Genomic DNA, 16,213 nt, shown 5'->3' with positions numbered 1-16,213 from the left:
TAGTGTGTTTAGTAGTCCTACAAATTTAGTTGACTTCTATCAAATATTACCGCTTTTTTTAGCCATTTATCAAAAAAGTAACTTTTGTTCAAGATAAAATTGGAGCTATTTTTTGGGCTTTTTCTCAAACAAATTGCCAATTAATCCTCCTAATAACCCACCGTATAAAGTGCTATTGATTGGTTTTGAGGTAATAGCGCAGCTCCCAGAAGAACAACCAATGGCTGCATAATACCAATATCCCGCGAGTAATCCAATGGCGACTCCAACCGCAGTTACTATTATGCCTTGTTTACTCATGCGTTGCTTTTTTCTACGATAATTTTGACCAATTCTTCTTTGCTCACCACCCCAGATTGTCTCCACAATTGTTTCCCGTTTTGAAACAAAAGCATAGTGGGTACGCCGCGAACTTGGTACTGAGCCGCAATCGCTTGATTTTTGTCCACATCAATTTTGATAATCGTGATACGTTCTCCAAGGCTTTCCTTTACTTGTTTTAGAATAGGAGCGAGCATTTGGCAAGGACCACACCAAGTAGCGAAAAAGTCAACCAAAACAGGTTGGTCTTTCTGTATCAATTGTTGAAAAGCATTCATAGTCTATTTATTTTTTAGGAATAGCGCAACCATTTGTCCCGCAACCCCAGTTAAACAAAGCTTGTAGCAAGAAAAACAAACCAAAAACAATAAAAAACCATTCTCGAGTAGCATAAGCCTCTCCAAATAAGAATAGGGCAAAAGCCAAGCGTATCCAGCGCATCAAATGCCAATTGGTAAATAAAAGTGTTTTCATTTTCGTGTCAATGATTTATAAGTATAGAATTATTCATAATGGGTACCGTCTCACAGAGTACATTAATAATCGAAAGTTATGTACAAACTTTTATTTTCAGTTCTTAGCGTCTCTGCGTCTTTGCGTGAACTTTGGCTCGCTAAGCCGCAGAGACGCTAAGTTAATTTTGGTATTTTTATCTTGGTATGAGATATAAATAGTCATACAGAATCATTGTTTTTTAGGAACAGCAACAAATGGACTTTTCAGGAAACATCGTCCCGCTATCCGCTATATCTTTGCTTTTTTAAAGAAAAAAAGCAAAGGATGCCGCTGCTATCGGGGTTAAGGAGCAGCAATTTGCATCTTAGTATTCATTGTTGCTATTCTTTATATTGCAAACCCGAGTTCAATTTCCTGCAAGGTTTTCAAAACCTTGTAGGTATATTTTGAGTTCAATTTCCTTTAAGGTTTTCAAAAAATTGTAGGCCTTTTTTGAAACTCCATTTCCTTCAAGGTTTCTGAAACCTTAAAGGTCTTCATTTCTAATCTATACTTTATAAATACCTACAAGGTTCAAAAAAAACCTTGCAGGAAATCCGATATCAAAAAATGTAGGCTTCACAACCTGCAAGGATTTCAAAACCTTGTAGGTATATTTTAAATACTTTAAGCCTTAAACTTGTAAAAAAATCATCTTCTTAAAAGTAAACAACAATACGAAAGTTTAATCAACAAGCGCAATACTGTACTCTGGTTCATAAGCAAGTACCTCTTTCAATTGTTCCAGTGAAATTTCGTTGGTACTCATAACAATCAAATCACTGAAGGTGCTGTTGATTTGTGCATTAATTACTCCTGGAATAACTCCAATTTTCTGAAGCACCGTTTTCGTGCAATTCGAACAAGTGATGCCACTCAAAGCGAAACATTGCACAATCACTTCCGATTTTTTCTCAAAGACAAAAAACAATTCCGATTGCGCTCTTGGCGTAACCGAGTTATAGGATGTTTCTAGAATTTTAAGGTGAAAAGCTTCCGAAAATAGCTGTTCATATTCGGTTGTATTTCCTCCAAAAGGCGGACTTACCTCAAAACTGCGATTAAAAAGTAGTCCCGCAATTTTTCCATTTTTGGATAACAAGTGATGCATTTTCCAAACATATTTTTGACGCATTTGCGGAGGCAAAGCACAAAAGAAAGTTTGTTCCAAAATCAAATCATAGCTACCCTTATGTTCAAAAAAATCCCCGTGAATAACACGAATAGCATTAGTATTTTTGAATTTTTCATTTAATTTTTGAACCAGAGTCGGGGCAATATCAATCACTGTAATGTTGGTAAACCCTTTTTCTAAAAGGTATTCCGCTTCATACGTATTCCCACAACCCGGAATCAATACCGAAATTGTAGTGTCTTTCAATTGGTCAACATACGCTTTGATAGGTGGAGAAATCGTTCCCAAATCCCAACCCGTAGTTTCAGATTGGTATTGTAAATCCCAATAGGATTCGTCTAGCGGTTTCTCGCAACTCTTTACACAACAAGTAATACCTTCCATTCTTATTTTCATTTACAAGTTGTAATTCCAAATGGCGCATACAACGGACAAAAACTAATAAAACTCGTTAACACAAATATCAAAGCTAATCCTAATCCAATCATCCCTAAAGTTCCTTCAATTATTTTGAAATAGTATAGCGCAAAAAGCAAGACGGCTATAAAAACTCGAATTCTTTTGTCGGTAACACCCATGTTTTTTTTCATGATGATTAATTTTAGTTGTTAATGTACTATTTGTTCAAGAACTGTCTTTTCCAAGCTTTATCTACTTCTTGTATTTCTAACCGCAAGGTTCGCTAAGGATTACGCAAAGAATGCAAAACTTCTAACTTCTAATTTCTAACCTCTACCTTATTTCAACACTTTGCTTTGGCAAACAAAATCTGTTTTAGGAACTGTTGTTTTTGCTATAGCGCCAAAACCGCCTTCAATTTCTGTGAAATTTCTAAATCCTCTCGCTTGCAAAATAGAAGCCGCAATCATACTACGATATCCACCTGCACAATGCATAAAGAAATGTTGTTTCGGGTCGATAGTGGTTATCCAGTCATTTATGGCGGATAAGGGTTTATTATATGCATCAGCTACGTGTTCTGCACTGTATTCACTTTCTTTTCTAATATCAATGATAACATCTTTATCGGTGTTTACCTTTTGTTCGAACTCAGCAGCTGAAATCCTATGGATGGTGTCAATTTCTTTATTGGCTTTTGTCCATGACTCAAAACCACCTTCAAGATGCCCTAAAATATGGTCAAAACCCACACGACTCAATCGGGTTACAGTTTCTTCTTCACGTCCTTTCTCAGTGACCAAAAGAAGCGGTTGTTGCACATCGGCAATCATAGCGCCAACCCAAGGGGCAAAATCGCCATTAATCCCAATATTAATAGATTGTGGTATAAAGGCTTTATAAAAATCACCACTATTGCGAGTATCTAAAACCAAGGCGCCAGTCTCATCAGCAATTCTTTCAAAATCATCTGCAGAAAGTGCTTGCATACCGTTATGCAAAACTTTGTCAAAACTTTCGTAGCCTTTTTTATTCATCGCTACATTCATCCCAAAATAGGCTGGAGGAGGAAGCAAACCATCGGTTACTTCTTTTATAAATTCGGCTTCGGTCATGTTGGCTCTTAAGGCGTAATTGGTGGCTTTTTGTTGTCCAATTGTAGAAACCGTTTCTTTGCTCATGTTCTTGCCACAAGCACTTCCAGCACCGTGCGCAGGATATACAATCACATCGTCAGCGAGTGTCATGATTTTATTTCTTAACGAATGAAATAAAATGCCTGCCAATTGTTCCTGTGTCATTCCTGAGGCTTTTTGTGCCAAGTCTGGGCGGCCTACATCCCCAATAAATAAAGTATCTCCAGAAAATATAGCATGTTCTTTACCTGTTTCGTCAATCAACAAATAGGTTGCACTTTCCATGGTATGTCCTGGAGTGTGCAATACTTTAATTTTGATGTTTCCAATTTCAAAAATCTGTTTATCTGTAGCTACAATGGCTTCAAATTCTGGTTTTGCAGTTGGACCATATACAATGGGCGCATTAGTAGCTTTGCTTAAATCCAAATGGCCCGAAACGAAATCAGCATGGAAATGCGTTTCAAAAATATATTTTAAACGAACGTTATCTCGTTTCAAACGGTCTAAATACGGCTGTACTTCTCTCAACGGGTCAATGATAGCCGCTTCTCCATTTGAAGTAATATAGTAGGCTCCTTGAGCCAAACAACCTGTATATATTTGTTCTATTTGCATGGTATTTTGTTTTATTGAGTACACAAAGGTACTATTGATTTTTTATAGAAAAAGTGATAAATGTTACATATTTATGGACTAAAAAAAGACTTCTTTGGTAATGATGTAAATGCCCATCACCAAAATAAACCAACCGAAGAGAGGTTTGAGTTTGGCTCCGTCAATTTTTTTAGAGAGCTGACTCCCAATTAGAATTCCGATAAAAGCCATAGCGGCTATAGTGAGTAAAAAAGTATAATCGATTGGGGTTCCGATGTATAAATCACCTCCAAAGCCAATGGCTGAATTGATGAAAATGATTAAAAGCGAAGTGCCAACGGCTTGTTTCATAGGTAAATTAGCAAAAAAGAGCAAGGCTGGAATAATTAAAAAACCACCACCAGCACCCAAGAAACCCGTAATAATGCCAACGACAAATCCAATAAGTCCTAATTGAACATAATTAGTAGAAGTCGATACAATTTCGGGTAACTTTCTTCTTATCATTGAGACAGCAGCCAATATCATCAAAACCGAAAAGACAATCATGATTAAAAAGTCTTTCGAAACTTGAAAACTAGCAATAGAAAATAAGGTAGAAGCAATCTGCGGAAAGATAACTTCACGTATTATCAGAATTGAAAAGACCGATGGAAAGGCGAAATATAAAGCGGCTTTTATTTTTAAATTTCCCATTTTATAATGGCTATAACAACCAAATAAGGCAGATAATCCAACAATAAACAAGGAATAGCTTGTTGCCAATTCTGGGTCGATTTTGAATAAATAAACCAAAATAGGAATTGTCAATATAGAACCCCCACCGCCAATGAGTCCCAATGATAGACCAATAATAATTGAAGCAAAATAGCCAATATATTCCATGTTTCTTTTTTTTGTGCTGCAAAGATGTGACTTTACTTTTTAGTCTTTGGTAATTTTTGTCACATTCGAATTTTAAGTCACAATGTTTGTAATTTAGAGTAGGAAGTTGAAGTTGTTTTGGAATTTACTTAGTCAAAACTTCGATATGGTTGCGATGCAATTTTACTAAACCTCTTTGCTCCATTTTTTTTAAGAGTCTCGAAATAACTTCTCTCGAAGTATTTAAATCCATGCCAATTTCTTGATGGGATAATTTTAAATCTTTGCAACCACAAGAAGCAACTTGGCGTTTTAGATAAAATTCTAAACGCTCGTCCATGGCTCTAAATGCTACACTATCCAATACTTCTAGGACTTCTTCAAAACGATTGCGGTACGTAGCAACCACAAACTCATACCAAGAACGGTGCTCCATCATCCATTTGTCCATCAATGCTAAAGGCACCGAAATGAGTTCGGCATCTTCGACTACCTTGGCCATAATTTGACTTTTTTCACTTTTGGTAGCACACACCATAGAGAGAGCACAAGCTTGACCCGGTTGTAAATAATACATGAAAAATTCTCCTCCATCCTCATCTTCGCGATAAATTTTAATCTTCCCACTAATTACAAGCATTGTATTCTTGATGTACTGTCCGGTACGCATAATTACTGTTCCAGCTGAAATAAATTGTTCGTTGGCATTTTCATCAATTGCGTCGATTAATGTATTCGAAAATGAGGGAAAAGTTTGTTTTAGGGAAGAGCTCATGGGGTTGTGTTGTGTTGTTTTTTTGTACTACAAATATAGCACAAAATCGATTGATTGTAATGTTTCAGCTTTGTTGTGTAAATGTCTTTTTTTGTGTTATTATTCAAAAAATAATTCAATTATTTATGATTTATAATGCTTTATTGATGATAATTTTGTAAAAATGCAATTTTGTTGTTTTTTGTAATTTACGATATCGTTTTCTACGAAATATTATCCATTTAACATTTTTTCGCCTTTTTGTTTCTACAAAACATTGTAATTTTACAAAAAAAGAGAGCTATGAATTTAACACAAGAAGATTGGATTGAGCAATTAGAAGCCGATTCAAATGCAGTTATACTTGATGTAAGAACTGAAGACGAATACAATGATGGGATTATTGCTTCGGCTATAAATATAGATATTCACCAAGGTCCGGCGTTTATCTCGGCTATAGAAGCTTTGGATAAGTCTAAAAATTATTATGTGTACTGTCGTTCTGGTGCAAGAAGTGCAAAAGCTTGTGAAATCATGAACGAATTAGGTTTTGAAAATGCCTATAATTTATTAGGAGGTATTTTGGCCTGGAACGGAGAAATTGTAGCGCCAGACTAAAGCGTTGCCGTTTTTCTAAATATTAATTTTTAAATTATTATCAATGAATGTAATACCTCAAGAATATCAAATAACTACTTTAGTCAATCAAGATACTTATCTCGTAAATGGTGAGTTAAAAAAATGGACAGGAAAAACAACTCCCGTATATTCAACTATTTCCTCTACTGAAGATTATGCTCCAACTTTATTAGGTTCTATTCCATTTATGGGAGAAGCCGAAGCTTTAGAGGCTGTAGATGCTGCACACAAGGCTTATAATAATGGTCAGGGCTTATGGCCTACTATGAAGGTTGCAGACCGTATCAAATGTATGGAAAACTTCGTTTCTCAAATGAAATCAACAAGAGAAGAAGTGGTGAAATTGTTGATGTGGGAAATTGGAAAGTCCTTGGGCGATTCCGAAAAAGAGTTTGACCGAACTGTAGAATATATTTATGACACCATCGAAAGTTTGAAAGAACTAAACAGTCGTAGTGCTCATTTTTCAAAAGTACAAGGAATACATGCCATGGTTCGTCGCGGTCCACTAGGTGTTGTACTTTGTTTAGGACCTTATAATTATCCTTTAAATGAAACTTTTTCATTGCTGATTCCCGCTTTGATTATGGGAAATCCAGTAATTTTTAAACCTGCAAAACACGGAGTTTTATTGATTTCTCCTTTATTAGAAGCTTTTAGAAGTAGTTTTCCAAAAGGAGCCATCAACATTTTATATGGACGTGGAAGAGAGGTAGCAACCCCAGTAATGCAATCTGGAAAAGTAGATTTATTGGCTTTGATTGGTAACAGTAAATCAGCTATTGCTCTACAAGACCAGCACCCAAATAAAAACCGCTTGCGTTTGATTTTAGGTTTAGAAGCTAAAAATCCAGCAATCATTTTGCCTGATGCCGATTTGGATTTGGCAATTCAAGAATGTATAACAGGTGCTCTTTCCTTCAACGGACAACGTTGTACTGCTTTGAAAGTATTGTATGTTCACGAATCGATTGCAAGTGAATTTAATACGCGTTTTGCAGCCAAAGTTGACGAATTAAAATATGGAAATCCATGGGAAAAAGGGGTAATGCTTACACCACTTCCAGAAGTTGAAAAACCCAATTATATTCAAGAATTAATTGATGATGCTGTCGCCAAAGGGGCAAAAGTTATCAATGCCAAAGGGGGGCAAAAAACCGAAAATTCAATTTTTCCTGCGGTTGTTTTTCCAGTAAATAAAGACATGCGAGTGTATCATGAAGAGCAATTTGGACCAATCGTTCCTATTCTAACTTTCAAAGACATTCAGGAGCCGTTGAATGACATGGCGGAATCCAATTACGGACAGCAAGTAAGTTTGTTTGGAAAAGACATCAAAACCATTGCGCCACTAATTGATACTTTGGTCAATTTGGTTTGTAGAGTAAACTTAAATAGCTCTTGTCAAAGAGGTCCAGACGTGTTCCCATTTACTGGACGAAAAGATTCAGCTGTTGCTACATTGAGTATTCATGATGCGTTGCGTTCATTTTCTATCAGAACTTTTGTAGCGTCAAAAGACAATGCTTACAATAATGCGATTCTGCAAGATTTATTAAATAGCAAAGAATCCAATTTTATCAATACGGATTATATATTGTAAATTAATTTTTTACTTAACTAAACGCCTCGTACCTTGGTATTGAGGCGTTTTTTTATATTTTCTTATACTAAAAATGTTATAAATCTTTACTAATTTTTGTTTTAATGATATTTATCAGTCTTTTCGAGTAGTATTTGTTATAAATTTGAGTAATAATACTAAATCGATTTCGCTATGAAAACCAATTTTTCTTATTTATTAGTTGTGGTTTTGTTTATCATCGGAGGACAATTTGCTTTTGCTCAAGAGTCAGATTGGAAAGCTCCAAAAACTGCTGATGCACTCAAAAATCCTTTCAAAGGAAATGCTAAAGCCGCAGCAGAAGGAAAACGTATTTATGAACAAATGTGTGTACTGTGTCACGGAATAAAAGGAAAAGGAAATGGAGAAGCAGGACTAACATTAGATAAAAAGCCAGCCAACTTTTTGGCTTTCAAAGTAAAAAAAGAATCCGACGGTGTAATTTTTTGGAAAATAACTAATGGTAAACCTCCAATGGCTGCTTATGAAGAGTTGTTAACAGAGGATCAACGATGGGAATTGGTAAATTACATTCGTGAACTCGAAAAATAAATCGAAATCCTATCAAGAAGAAAATAAAAATAGTGACCACCAAGTTACAGGAACAATTGAGTCGTGAGCCCAAGTACGTGCCTCATCGATGGCGATTGATTCCGAATGTGATGATTAATCTTCTCGCATTTTTGCTAGCAGGAGCTATAGTTTCAATACTAGTCTATTGGCTTTGTAAATTTGTTCTTAAATTATTTTATCATTTGAATTAGTACCTATAGATAAGAATCAGCTAATGGTCATTATATAAGCCGTCTCTACGAATACCAAAAAAGAGACGGTTTTTTTATTGATTCCTAAGAAGTTATTATACATAGAGTATTATAAAACTAAGTGATTACACTTTACTAATTTCTATTCGCTGTATTGGTTTTTTTGTATTTTAGCAGAAAATAATCAAAATGCTATCACAAAAAACTAAATATGCTTTAAAAGCTCTCTTGTATTTGGCTCAACAAAAGGATGGTGAAATAGCCAAGACTTTTGCAATCTCTGAAGGAGCCAATATTCCCAAAAAATTTTTGGAGCAAATTCTATTAGATTTAAAACGAGCACATTTTGTAGGAAGTAGACAAGGTAAATTAGGCGGGTATTATCTTTTGAAATCAAAACACGATATTACGTTAGCCGATGTTCACCGTTTGTTTGATGGAGCCATTGCTTTATTGCCTTGCGCTTCGCTTAACTTCTACGAACCTTGCGCAGATTGCAAAAATGAAGCAACCTGTCATTTGCGTCACGGTTTAATTTCTGTTCGCGAAGAAACACTCAAATCTATGCAACAAATTACTATTGCTTCATTGGTCGATTTGTAATGTTTTTGTTATCTAATGTCTGGCCTTTGACGTATGTCATAGATTGCTAATCAAAAATTATTTTTAACTGTTTTCAAAAGCTTGATAGTATTCTTTGAATGAATAAAAAATACACCATTAAAGATATTGCGCAACTAGCAGGAGTTTCGAAAGGAACTGTTGATAGAGTATTGCATAATCGAGGCAAAGTTTCTTCTAAAGCTTTAGAAAACATCAATAGAGTGCTAAGTGAAATTGATTATCAACCCAATTTGATAGCACGGAATTTAAAAAACAATAAAACACTTTACCTTTGTGTCATTCTTCCAGATCCTGAAAAAGATCCTTTTTGGGCGCCTTGTTTGACTGGAATAGAACAGGCTATAAAAGAGTTTAAAATGTATAGTTTGGTGATTGAAGCTTTTTACTTCGACCCCAATAGCACAGCTTCATTTTTAGCAATTTGCAAAGAGGTATTGGCACTAACACCTAATGTTGTTTTGTTGGCACCTTTGTTTCATCAAGAGACCAAAGATGCGGTAGCCGATTTTTATGCACAAGGTATTCGAGTTACAGTATTTAATACTCAAGTAGAATCAGATTGTATCCAAAGTTTTGTTGGTCAAGATTTGTATCTAAGCGGAAGAGTAGCTGCCAAATTGATGAATGCTATAGTAGATACTGGTGAAATTTTCATTGTGCATTTAGACGAAACCTTTCAAAATGCGGTTCATATGCAAGAAAAGGAGAAAGGATTCAGAGCCTATTTTGATGAAAAACAAAATCATGGTTTGAGAATATCAACCTTAATACTCGAAAGTGTTACTATAGAAAAACAATTGACACAAATTTTGAGCATTAATCCAAATATTGTCGGTTTTTTTGTGACTACATCCAAAGCTTATCAAGTCGCTAAAATTGTTAAAAAACACCAGTACAAAGGTTTGCGTATCATTGGGTATGACTTGATTGCGGCTAATATCGAATACCTAAATGATGAAGTGATTGAATTTCTGATCCATCAAAAACCCAAAGAACAAGTCTACTTAGCCATCAATGCATTGGTTGAAAATTTCCTTTTTGAAAAAAATATTCCTTCACAAAAATTTTTACCCATCGATATTATAAATACAGAAAACGCTTCTTTTTATATTGATTAATTTTCAAAAAATCGCTCTTAAGTTCTGTTTTATGTAACTACCTTCGATTTCCTTTTTTTGTACAATGTGTTCGAACACATTATTTGTAGAAATCCTTGTTTTTTTACTTTAGAATAGCTAGTTTCGTTCCCTAGCATTGCAAAAAGAAACTTAGAATAAATGCTTTTTTTAAATTACCAAGAGATTGTTTTGTTGTAATTTATTCGATATCAATTATTTGTATTTTTATGCTGTTAGCTTTTGAGTTTTAGTCTATCATTAACAATAAATCAACTAACTATAAATCATTATGAAAACGCGTTGTATTAATTTTATTCTTGTTTTTTGTCTTTTTCTTGGATGGACGCATGTCAATGCGCAGATGATAAAAACACCAACTCCCAAACGTCCCAAAGGACAAACCGATGTATTGCGTTTGGCTATTGCTCCAATTCCAACGGTAAGGATAGCTTTTATAGGCTTAGGTATGAGAGGTTCTGGGGCAGTAGAGCGCATGACACAAATTCCAGGTGTAGAAATAGTGGCACTTTGTGATATGCTCGAATCCAATACAAAAGCATCCAACGAGACTTTAGTAAAAAATGGTTTCCCAAAGGCCAAAGAATTTTTTGGCAATGAAAACGCTTGGCGTCAAGTAACAGCTCTTCCCAATGTAGATTTGGTATATATTGCTACCGATTGGAAACATCATGCACAAATTGGAGTACAAGCTATGAAAGATGGAAAAAACGTTGCCATTGAAGTACCTGGTGCCATGACGATGGACGAAATTTGGGACTTAATCAATACCTCCGAGAAGACCCGTAAACATTGCATGCAGTTAGAAAATTGTGTCTACGATTTTTTTGAATTAACCACATTGAATATGGCACAGCAAGGAGTTTTTGGTGAAATTTTGCACGCTGAAGGAGCTTACATTCATAATTTAGAACCGTTTTGGGGTGAATATTGGAACAATTGGCGCTTAGATTACAATACCAAACATCGTGGCGATATTTATGCAACTCATGGTATGGGACCAGCTTGTTTGGCCTTGAATATCCATCGTGGCGACAAAATGAATTATTTAGTGTCTATGGATACCAAAGCGGTGGGGATTCCTGCATTCATAAAAGAAACCAAAGGACAAGAGTTGAAAGATTTTCGCAATGGCGATCATACCATGACCATGATTCGTACCGAAAAAGGCAAAACTATTCACATACAACACGATGTGGCTAACCCAAGACCTTATTCAAGAATGTATCAATTAACGGGTACCAAAGGGTTTGCCAACAAATATCCATTAGAAGGTTATGCTCTGGATTCTAAAAACCTAGACAAAGATGTAGCGCCAAATCATGAAAATTTAAACGCCCATAGTTTCGTACCCAAAGAAGTAAAAGAAGCTTTAATGAAAAAGTACAAAAACCCAATTGTAGTCGATATCGAAGAAAAAGCTAAGAAAGTAGGAGGGCACGGCGGAATGGATTACATCATGGATTATCGTTTGATCTATTGTTTGCAAAACGGATTACCACTAGATATGGACGTTTACGATTTGGCTGAGTGGTCATGTTTGGCGCCGCTTACCGAGCTATCATTAGATAATAATTCGGCACCTGTTCAAATTCCTGATTTCACACGTGGCGGATGGGAAAAACTAAAAAAAGTAGAATTTTCCAAATAACAATACCTAATTGTTTTTTTAAGACAAGGTTTTTCTACTTTATTACTTTAAGATAAGTAGTTGGCTGTCCGGGCAGGCTATCCACTACAAGTCCGCAGGAACCCGTTCATAAAACATAACCCCAAAAGGAGCTTCCGTTGGTCGCTCTATTGGGGTTTGTTTTATAAAAAAAAACAGCTTCCTTTACGGGCTTTCCGTTACTATCCTTGACAGATTTAGGAAATCAAAGAGTTTTCATTCCTCATCATTTTCCTCCTCATTATCTTCGTCATCACCCATATTTTCAAAAAAAGCGTTAGGGTCAAAAGGAATATCCTCGTCAGGATCTTTGTCGTGAGCACTTACGCCTGGCGGATTAAACAAGCCCCAATTGTCTTTGATATAATTCCATTGATCAAAATTTTCTACCCAGTCCACAAACAAAAGTCTGAACTCCTCTATTTCGCTTCTTAATAACCGAATGTAATCTTTGTCTGTGATACCTTCTTCATAGCGTAAACTGCCCGCTTGAACATATAATTCTCTGGCAGCTTTTCGTATTAGCGTAGCATTTTCCATTTTTAAATCATACAAATCAATAGCGCTAGCGCCAGCAATCTTCGCTGGAATAATCATGGCATTTTCCATCATAAAACGCACGGTGGTTTCTTGCAAAAATTCATTGTCTTTTGGAACAATTTCTACTAGACCCATCGTGATTTTTAAAATTTGTTCAGCCTTTTGATACAAAGGCATTTGCTGTAGTCGATCTCGTCTTGACATGGTAGTGTATTAGATATAACTTGTTGTAAGGTACAAAAAAACAGGAGAACTATAGCTCGTTTGGAACCAATATAAACCAAAGAATGTTCCTTTTTCAGTGCTTATTTGGTATTCTATAAAAAACATTTAGGACTGTTTGTATTGCTTTTCAGTTTAATTATTTTCTGTTTTTAATGTAAAACGTAATTCATTTTATGGTTTTTTTACACACTACAGTTTTTTTTCGACGCAACCATTTGGTTTTTTACTTCTCTACAGCATATACCTTCAAATTTGTGATGTAAACATTTAGTTTTTATCAAGTAATTACAAGGTGTGAGCTATACTAACCCCAATACACTAAGTAGTATGAAAGAAACTAAAGCAACCAAAAGAATATTTCTTGAAACACACAACATCAAAAAATTACATACGGGTTTTGGTCAATTCAATTTTAATTTAGCCAAAGCTTTAAGCTACGAAACCGAATTTTTAAATGAACATGAAGTTATACTGAATTGTAACAACAACATGGTGAAGAAAGCGTTAGGGGCACGTGTTTCTTACAATACTTATTTACCCATTACCCGATATCCTTTTTTTAGAATTAAAAAGAATGTTAATTTATGGCATTCAGTAAACCAAAATACAAAAATTGAACCCGCTTCCTTGTCAGTACCCTATCTTTTGACCATACACGATGTCAACTTTTTAGAAGAAGATAAAGGTGATAAATTAGATTTTAGAATTAATCAATTCAAAAATAAAATCCAACGAAGTGATGCTATTGTCTATATTTCTGAATATGCCAAAACGAGTACACATGCTCATTTTGATATTCCTAATGTTCCTGAGTATGTAATTTACAATGGTAATAATCTAAATTATGATTGTGCGAATCATTTCGATAATGTTTGTTCGGGTTTTATTCCTCAAAAGCCATTTATTTTTTCAATTGGTCAGGTGGTAGAGAAAAAGAATTTTCACACTTTAATCGATATGTTGAGATTTTTGCCAGATATACAATTGGTTATTGCAGGAGAATTGAAAACAGGATATGCTGAGGTTTTAAAGCAAAGAATAGAACATCATAGATTAGAAGATAGAGTTTTTTTACTTGGAACAATTTCAGAATCAGACAAAATCTATTATTACAAAAATTGCCTTGCTTTTGCTTTTCCTTCCTTGAGAGAAGGTTTTGGACTTCCGGTCCTTGAAGCCATGACATTTGGTAAGCCTGTTTTTTTATCCAATAAGACTTCTTTGCCTGAGATAGGTGGGAAACAGGCTTTTTATTGGGACAATTTTGATCCCGAGACTATGGCCGATGTTTTTGTTGAAGGTATGAATAGCTATTCGCAAGACAAAGAATATTATGTATTAGCCTATAAAAAAAGAGCTCAAAAATTTACATGGGAATCGGCTGCCAAAGAATACATGACGGTTTATAAAAGTATTTTAAGTCAATAAACTCTATTTTAATTTTAGTAAATGAAGAATTTTAAACGCTTTCTTAAATATTTAATTCCCTATAAAAAGTTCCAAATTTTAAGTATCATTTTTAATATTCTATACGCTCTTTTTTCTTCTATTTCTATGCTTTCTTTGCTTCCAATGATGAAAGTACTCTTCGAAGAGAGTGAAAAAATAAGAGTAAAACCAGCCTTTAACGGAATTCAAGATTTTGATATTCATTACATAGAAAATTATCTCAATTTCTACATTACGCACCTTAACGAAACTAGTGGACCATTGGTTACTCTCATTACCATTGTTGGTTTTGTGTTGAGTACCTTTTTGCTAAAGAATTTGTTCAGTTACCTTTCGATAGTGTATATGACGTATCTAAACAATGGTATTTTAAAAGACTTAAGACAAGATGTTTATAAAAAAGTAATCTCGCTTAATGTTGGTTTTTTTTCTAATGAAAGAAAAGGAGATCTTATTGCTAGAATGACTTCTGATATCAATACAATTAAAGTCTCGTTTATGAACGTTTTGATGATGATTAGAGAGCCTTTGACGATCATCTTTACTTTGGTGGGGATGATTGCTATCAGCTGGAAATTAACCATTTTTGTGTTCTTTTTTATCCCAATTTCTGGATTTTTAATATCAAAGCTTGGGAAAGGTATCAAAAGCCAGTCGGGTAACATTTTTGAGTTAGAAGGTCATTTGATTTCGAATATAGAAGAAACGTTGGGAGGCATAAAAATCATTAAAAATTTCACCTCGGAACAATTTTTTACCAAAAAATTTAATGCTTTTACTAACGACATCAATTCACTAAACAATACTGTTGGAAAAATCATGAGTTTGTCCTCTCCTATAAGTGAATTCTTGGGAATACTTGTTATTTCGATTTTACTGGTCTACGGAGGATCGCTGGTGCTTATCGATAAGTCCCTGAGTGGCGGTGCTTTTTTGGCTTACATGGGATTGGCTTATCAAATTTTAACACCAGCCAAAGCGATTACTCGGGCACTTCATGACTTTCAAGGAGGTAGCGCGGCTTATGAACGAGTAGCGTTTATTTTGGATGCTGTAAATCCACTCCAAGACAAACCCGATGCGAAGCAAATAACAGATTTTCAACACGAAATAAAATTCAATAATGTAAGCTTTAAGTACAAGGATGACTATGTGTTGAAGAACTTTAATTTGACTATTCCAAAAGGGAAAATTATTGCTCTTGTTGGACAATCTGGTAGCGGAAAATCTACTATTGCCAATTTAATTACCCGTTTTTATGATGTAACCGAAGGAAGTATCACTTTTGACGGAATCGATATTAGAGATGTTGCAACTAAATCGCTACGAGAACAAATGGGAATTGTAGCCCAAGATTCTATTCTATTCAATGATACCATTGCGAATAATATTTCTTTGGGAATCGAAAATAGCAGTGAAGAAAAAATTATAGAAGCAGCCAAAATTGCCAATGCTCACGGTTTTATTTCGGATTTCCCTAAACAGTATCAAAACAATGTGGGTGATGGTGGTTCTTTGCTTTCGGGAGGTCAGCGTCAGCGAATTGCAATTAGTAGAGCTGTAATGAAGAATCCCCCCATCATGATTCTTGACGAAGCGACTTCTGCTTTGGATACAGAATCTGAAAAATTGGTACAAAATGCTCTAGAAAATATGATGGAAAATCGAACATCAATAGTGATTGCTCATAGATTATCTACCATTCAAAATGCGGATTTAATTGTTGTAATGCATAATGGAATGATTGTAGAACAAGGAAATCATGAAGAGTTATTAAAAATGAATGGGACATATAAAAACTTGGTTTCCCTTCAATCTTTAGAAGTCAACTAACTATTTTTA

The 16,213-nt window shown here is 34.9% G+C and carries 17 protein-coding genes; 8 read left to right on the top strand and 9 right to left on the bottom strand.

Annotation, left to right across the window (positions count from 1 at the left end; translation table 11 throughout):
- Positions 1 to 105 precede the first annotated feature (105 nt).
- The 8 genes from ACZ1AQ_RS03160 to ACZ1AQ_RS03125 all read right to left on the bottom strand — a co-directional run bounded on the left by ACZ1AQ_RS03160 (position 106) and on the right by ACZ1AQ_RS03125 (position 5,722).
- Positions 106 to 300 (bottom strand): DUF6132 family protein, encoded by a 195-nt coding sequence (locus ACZ1AQ_RS03160; RefSeq protein ID WP_489631496.1) that lies wholly within the window; start codon positions 298 to 300, stop codon positions 106 to 108.
- The gene (gene trxA / locus ACZ1AQ_RS03155) at positions 297 to 599 is read right to left on the bottom strand and encodes a thioredoxin (RefSeq protein ID WP_489631495.1); all 303 of its coding nucleotides are present in this window, start codon (positions 597 to 599) and stop codon (positions 297 to 299) included. The genes ACZ1AQ_RS03160 and trxA overlap by 4 nt, the downstream gene beginning before the upstream one ends.
- 7 nt (positions 600 to 606) lie before the next feature.
- On the bottom strand, positions 607 to 795 hold the full coding sequence (locus tag ACZ1AQ_RS03150; RefSeq protein WP_489631494.1) for a hypothetical protein: 189 nt from the start codon (positions 793 to 795) through the stop codon (positions 607 to 609).
- A gap of 706 nt (positions 796 to 1,501) precedes the next feature.
- Positions 1,502 to 2,347, bottom strand: a complete 846-nt coding sequence (locus ACZ1AQ_RS03145) for a methyltransferase domain-containing protein (protein ID WP_489631493.1) — start codon at positions 2,345 to 2,347, stop codon at positions 1,502 to 1,504.
- Positions 2,344 to 2,541, bottom strand: coding sequence for a YgaP family membrane protein (locus tag ACZ1AQ_RS03140; protein WP_489631492.1), 198 nt, complete (start codon positions 2,539 to 2,541; stop codon positions 2,344 to 2,346). The genes ACZ1AQ_RS03145 and ACZ1AQ_RS03140 overlap by 4 nt, the downstream gene beginning before the upstream one ends.
- A 147-nt stretch (positions 2,542 to 2,688) precedes the next feature.
- On the bottom strand, positions 2,689 to 4,104 hold the full coding sequence (locus ACZ1AQ_RS03135; protein ID WP_489631491.1) for an MBL fold metallo-hydrolase: 1,416 nt from the start codon (positions 4,102 to 4,104) through the stop codon (positions 2,689 to 2,691).
- A gap of 78 nt (positions 4,105 to 4,182) precedes the next feature.
- Positions 4,183 to 4,968 carry a sulfite exporter TauE/SafE family protein gene (locus ACZ1AQ_RS03130; protein ID WP_489631490.1) on the bottom strand — a complete coding sequence of 262 codons (786 nt, stop codon included), beginning with the start codon at positions 4,966 to 4,968 and terminating at the stop codon, positions 4,183 to 4,185.
- A 124-nt stretch (positions 4,969 to 5,092) separates the two neighbouring features.
- Positions 5,093 to 5,722, bottom strand: coding sequence for a Crp/Fnr family transcriptional regulator (locus ACZ1AQ_RS03125; RefSeq protein WP_489631489.1), 630 nt, complete (start codon positions 5,720 to 5,722; stop codon positions 5,093 to 5,095).
- A gap of 282 nt (positions 5,723 to 6,004) precedes the next feature.
- On the opposite strand from ACZ1AQ_RS03125, the gene ACZ1AQ_RS03120 reads away from it, so the two are divergent.
- From ACZ1AQ_RS03120 to ACZ1AQ_RS03095, 6 genes are all read left to right on the top strand, one after another.
- Positions 6,005 to 6,319: a rhodanese-like domain-containing protein gene (locus ACZ1AQ_RS03120; RefSeq protein WP_489631488.1), complete on the top strand. Its 315-nt coding sequence runs from the start codon at positions 6,005 to 6,007 to the stop codon at positions 6,317 to 6,319.
- A gap of 43 nt (positions 6,320 to 6,362) precedes the next feature.
- The gene (locus ACZ1AQ_RS03115) at positions 6,363 to 7,943 is read left to right on the top strand and encodes an NADP-dependent glyceraldehyde-3-phosphate dehydrogenase (protein WP_489631487.1); all 1,581 of its coding nucleotides are present in this window, start codon (positions 6,363 to 6,365) and stop codon (positions 7,941 to 7,943) included.
- A 174-nt stretch (positions 7,944 to 8,117) separates the two neighbouring features.
- Entirely contained in the window at positions 8,118 to 8,516 is a 399-nt protein-coding gene (locus ACZ1AQ_RS03110) for a c-type cytochrome (RefSeq protein ID WP_489631486.1), read from the top strand.
- Between the two features lie 401 nt (positions 8,517 to 8,917).
- On the top strand, positions 8,918 to 9,331 hold the full coding sequence (locus ACZ1AQ_RS03105) for an RrF2 family transcriptional regulator (protein WP_489631485.1): 414 nt from the start codon (positions 8,918 to 8,920) through the stop codon (positions 9,329 to 9,331).
- Between the two features lie 98 nt (positions 9,332 to 9,429).
- Positions 9,430 to 10,470, top strand: a complete 1,041-nt coding sequence (locus tag ACZ1AQ_RS03100; RefSeq protein ID WP_489631484.1) for a LacI family DNA-binding transcriptional regulator — start codon at positions 9,430 to 9,432, stop codon at positions 10,468 to 10,470.
- A gap of 289 nt (positions 10,471 to 10,759) precedes the next feature.
- The gene (locus ACZ1AQ_RS03095; protein WP_489631483.1) at positions 10,760 to 12,139 is read left to right on the top strand and encodes a Gfo/Idh/MocA family protein; all 1,380 of its coding nucleotides are present in this window, start codon (positions 10,760 to 10,762) and stop codon (positions 12,137 to 12,139) included.
- A 234-nt stretch (positions 12,140 to 12,373) separates the two neighbouring features.
- Here ACZ1AQ_RS03095 and ACZ1AQ_RS03090 read toward each other — a convergent pair whose 3' ends face one another.
- The gene (locus ACZ1AQ_RS03090) at positions 12,374 to 12,901 is read right to left on the bottom strand and encodes a hypothetical protein (RefSeq protein WP_489631482.1); all 528 of its coding nucleotides are present in this window, start codon (positions 12,899 to 12,901) and stop codon (positions 12,374 to 12,376) included.
- Between the two features lie 348 nt (positions 12,902 to 13,249).
- Here ACZ1AQ_RS03090 and ACZ1AQ_RS03085 point away from each other — a divergent pair, with 348 nt between their 5' ends.
- Positions 13,250 to 14,350 carry a glycosyltransferase family 4 protein gene (locus tag ACZ1AQ_RS03085; RefSeq protein WP_489631481.1) on the top strand — a complete coding sequence of 367 codons (1,101 nt, stop codon included), beginning with the start codon at positions 13,250 to 13,252 and terminating at the stop codon, positions 14,348 to 14,350.
- 21 nt (positions 14,351 to 14,371) lie between these two features.
- Complete coding sequence (locus ACZ1AQ_RS03080; protein WP_489631480.1) at positions 14,372 to 16,204, top strand: ABC transporter ATP-binding protein; 1,833 nt, start codon at positions 14,372 to 14,374, stop codon at positions 16,202 to 16,204.
- Positions 16,205 to 16,213: the final 9 nt, after the last annotated feature.

The organism is Flavobacterium sp. UM26 (assembly GCF_057922445.1).
The sequence above is the reverse complement of the archived record's forward strand: the minus strand, read 5'-3'. Positions and strand labels throughout refer to the sequence as shown.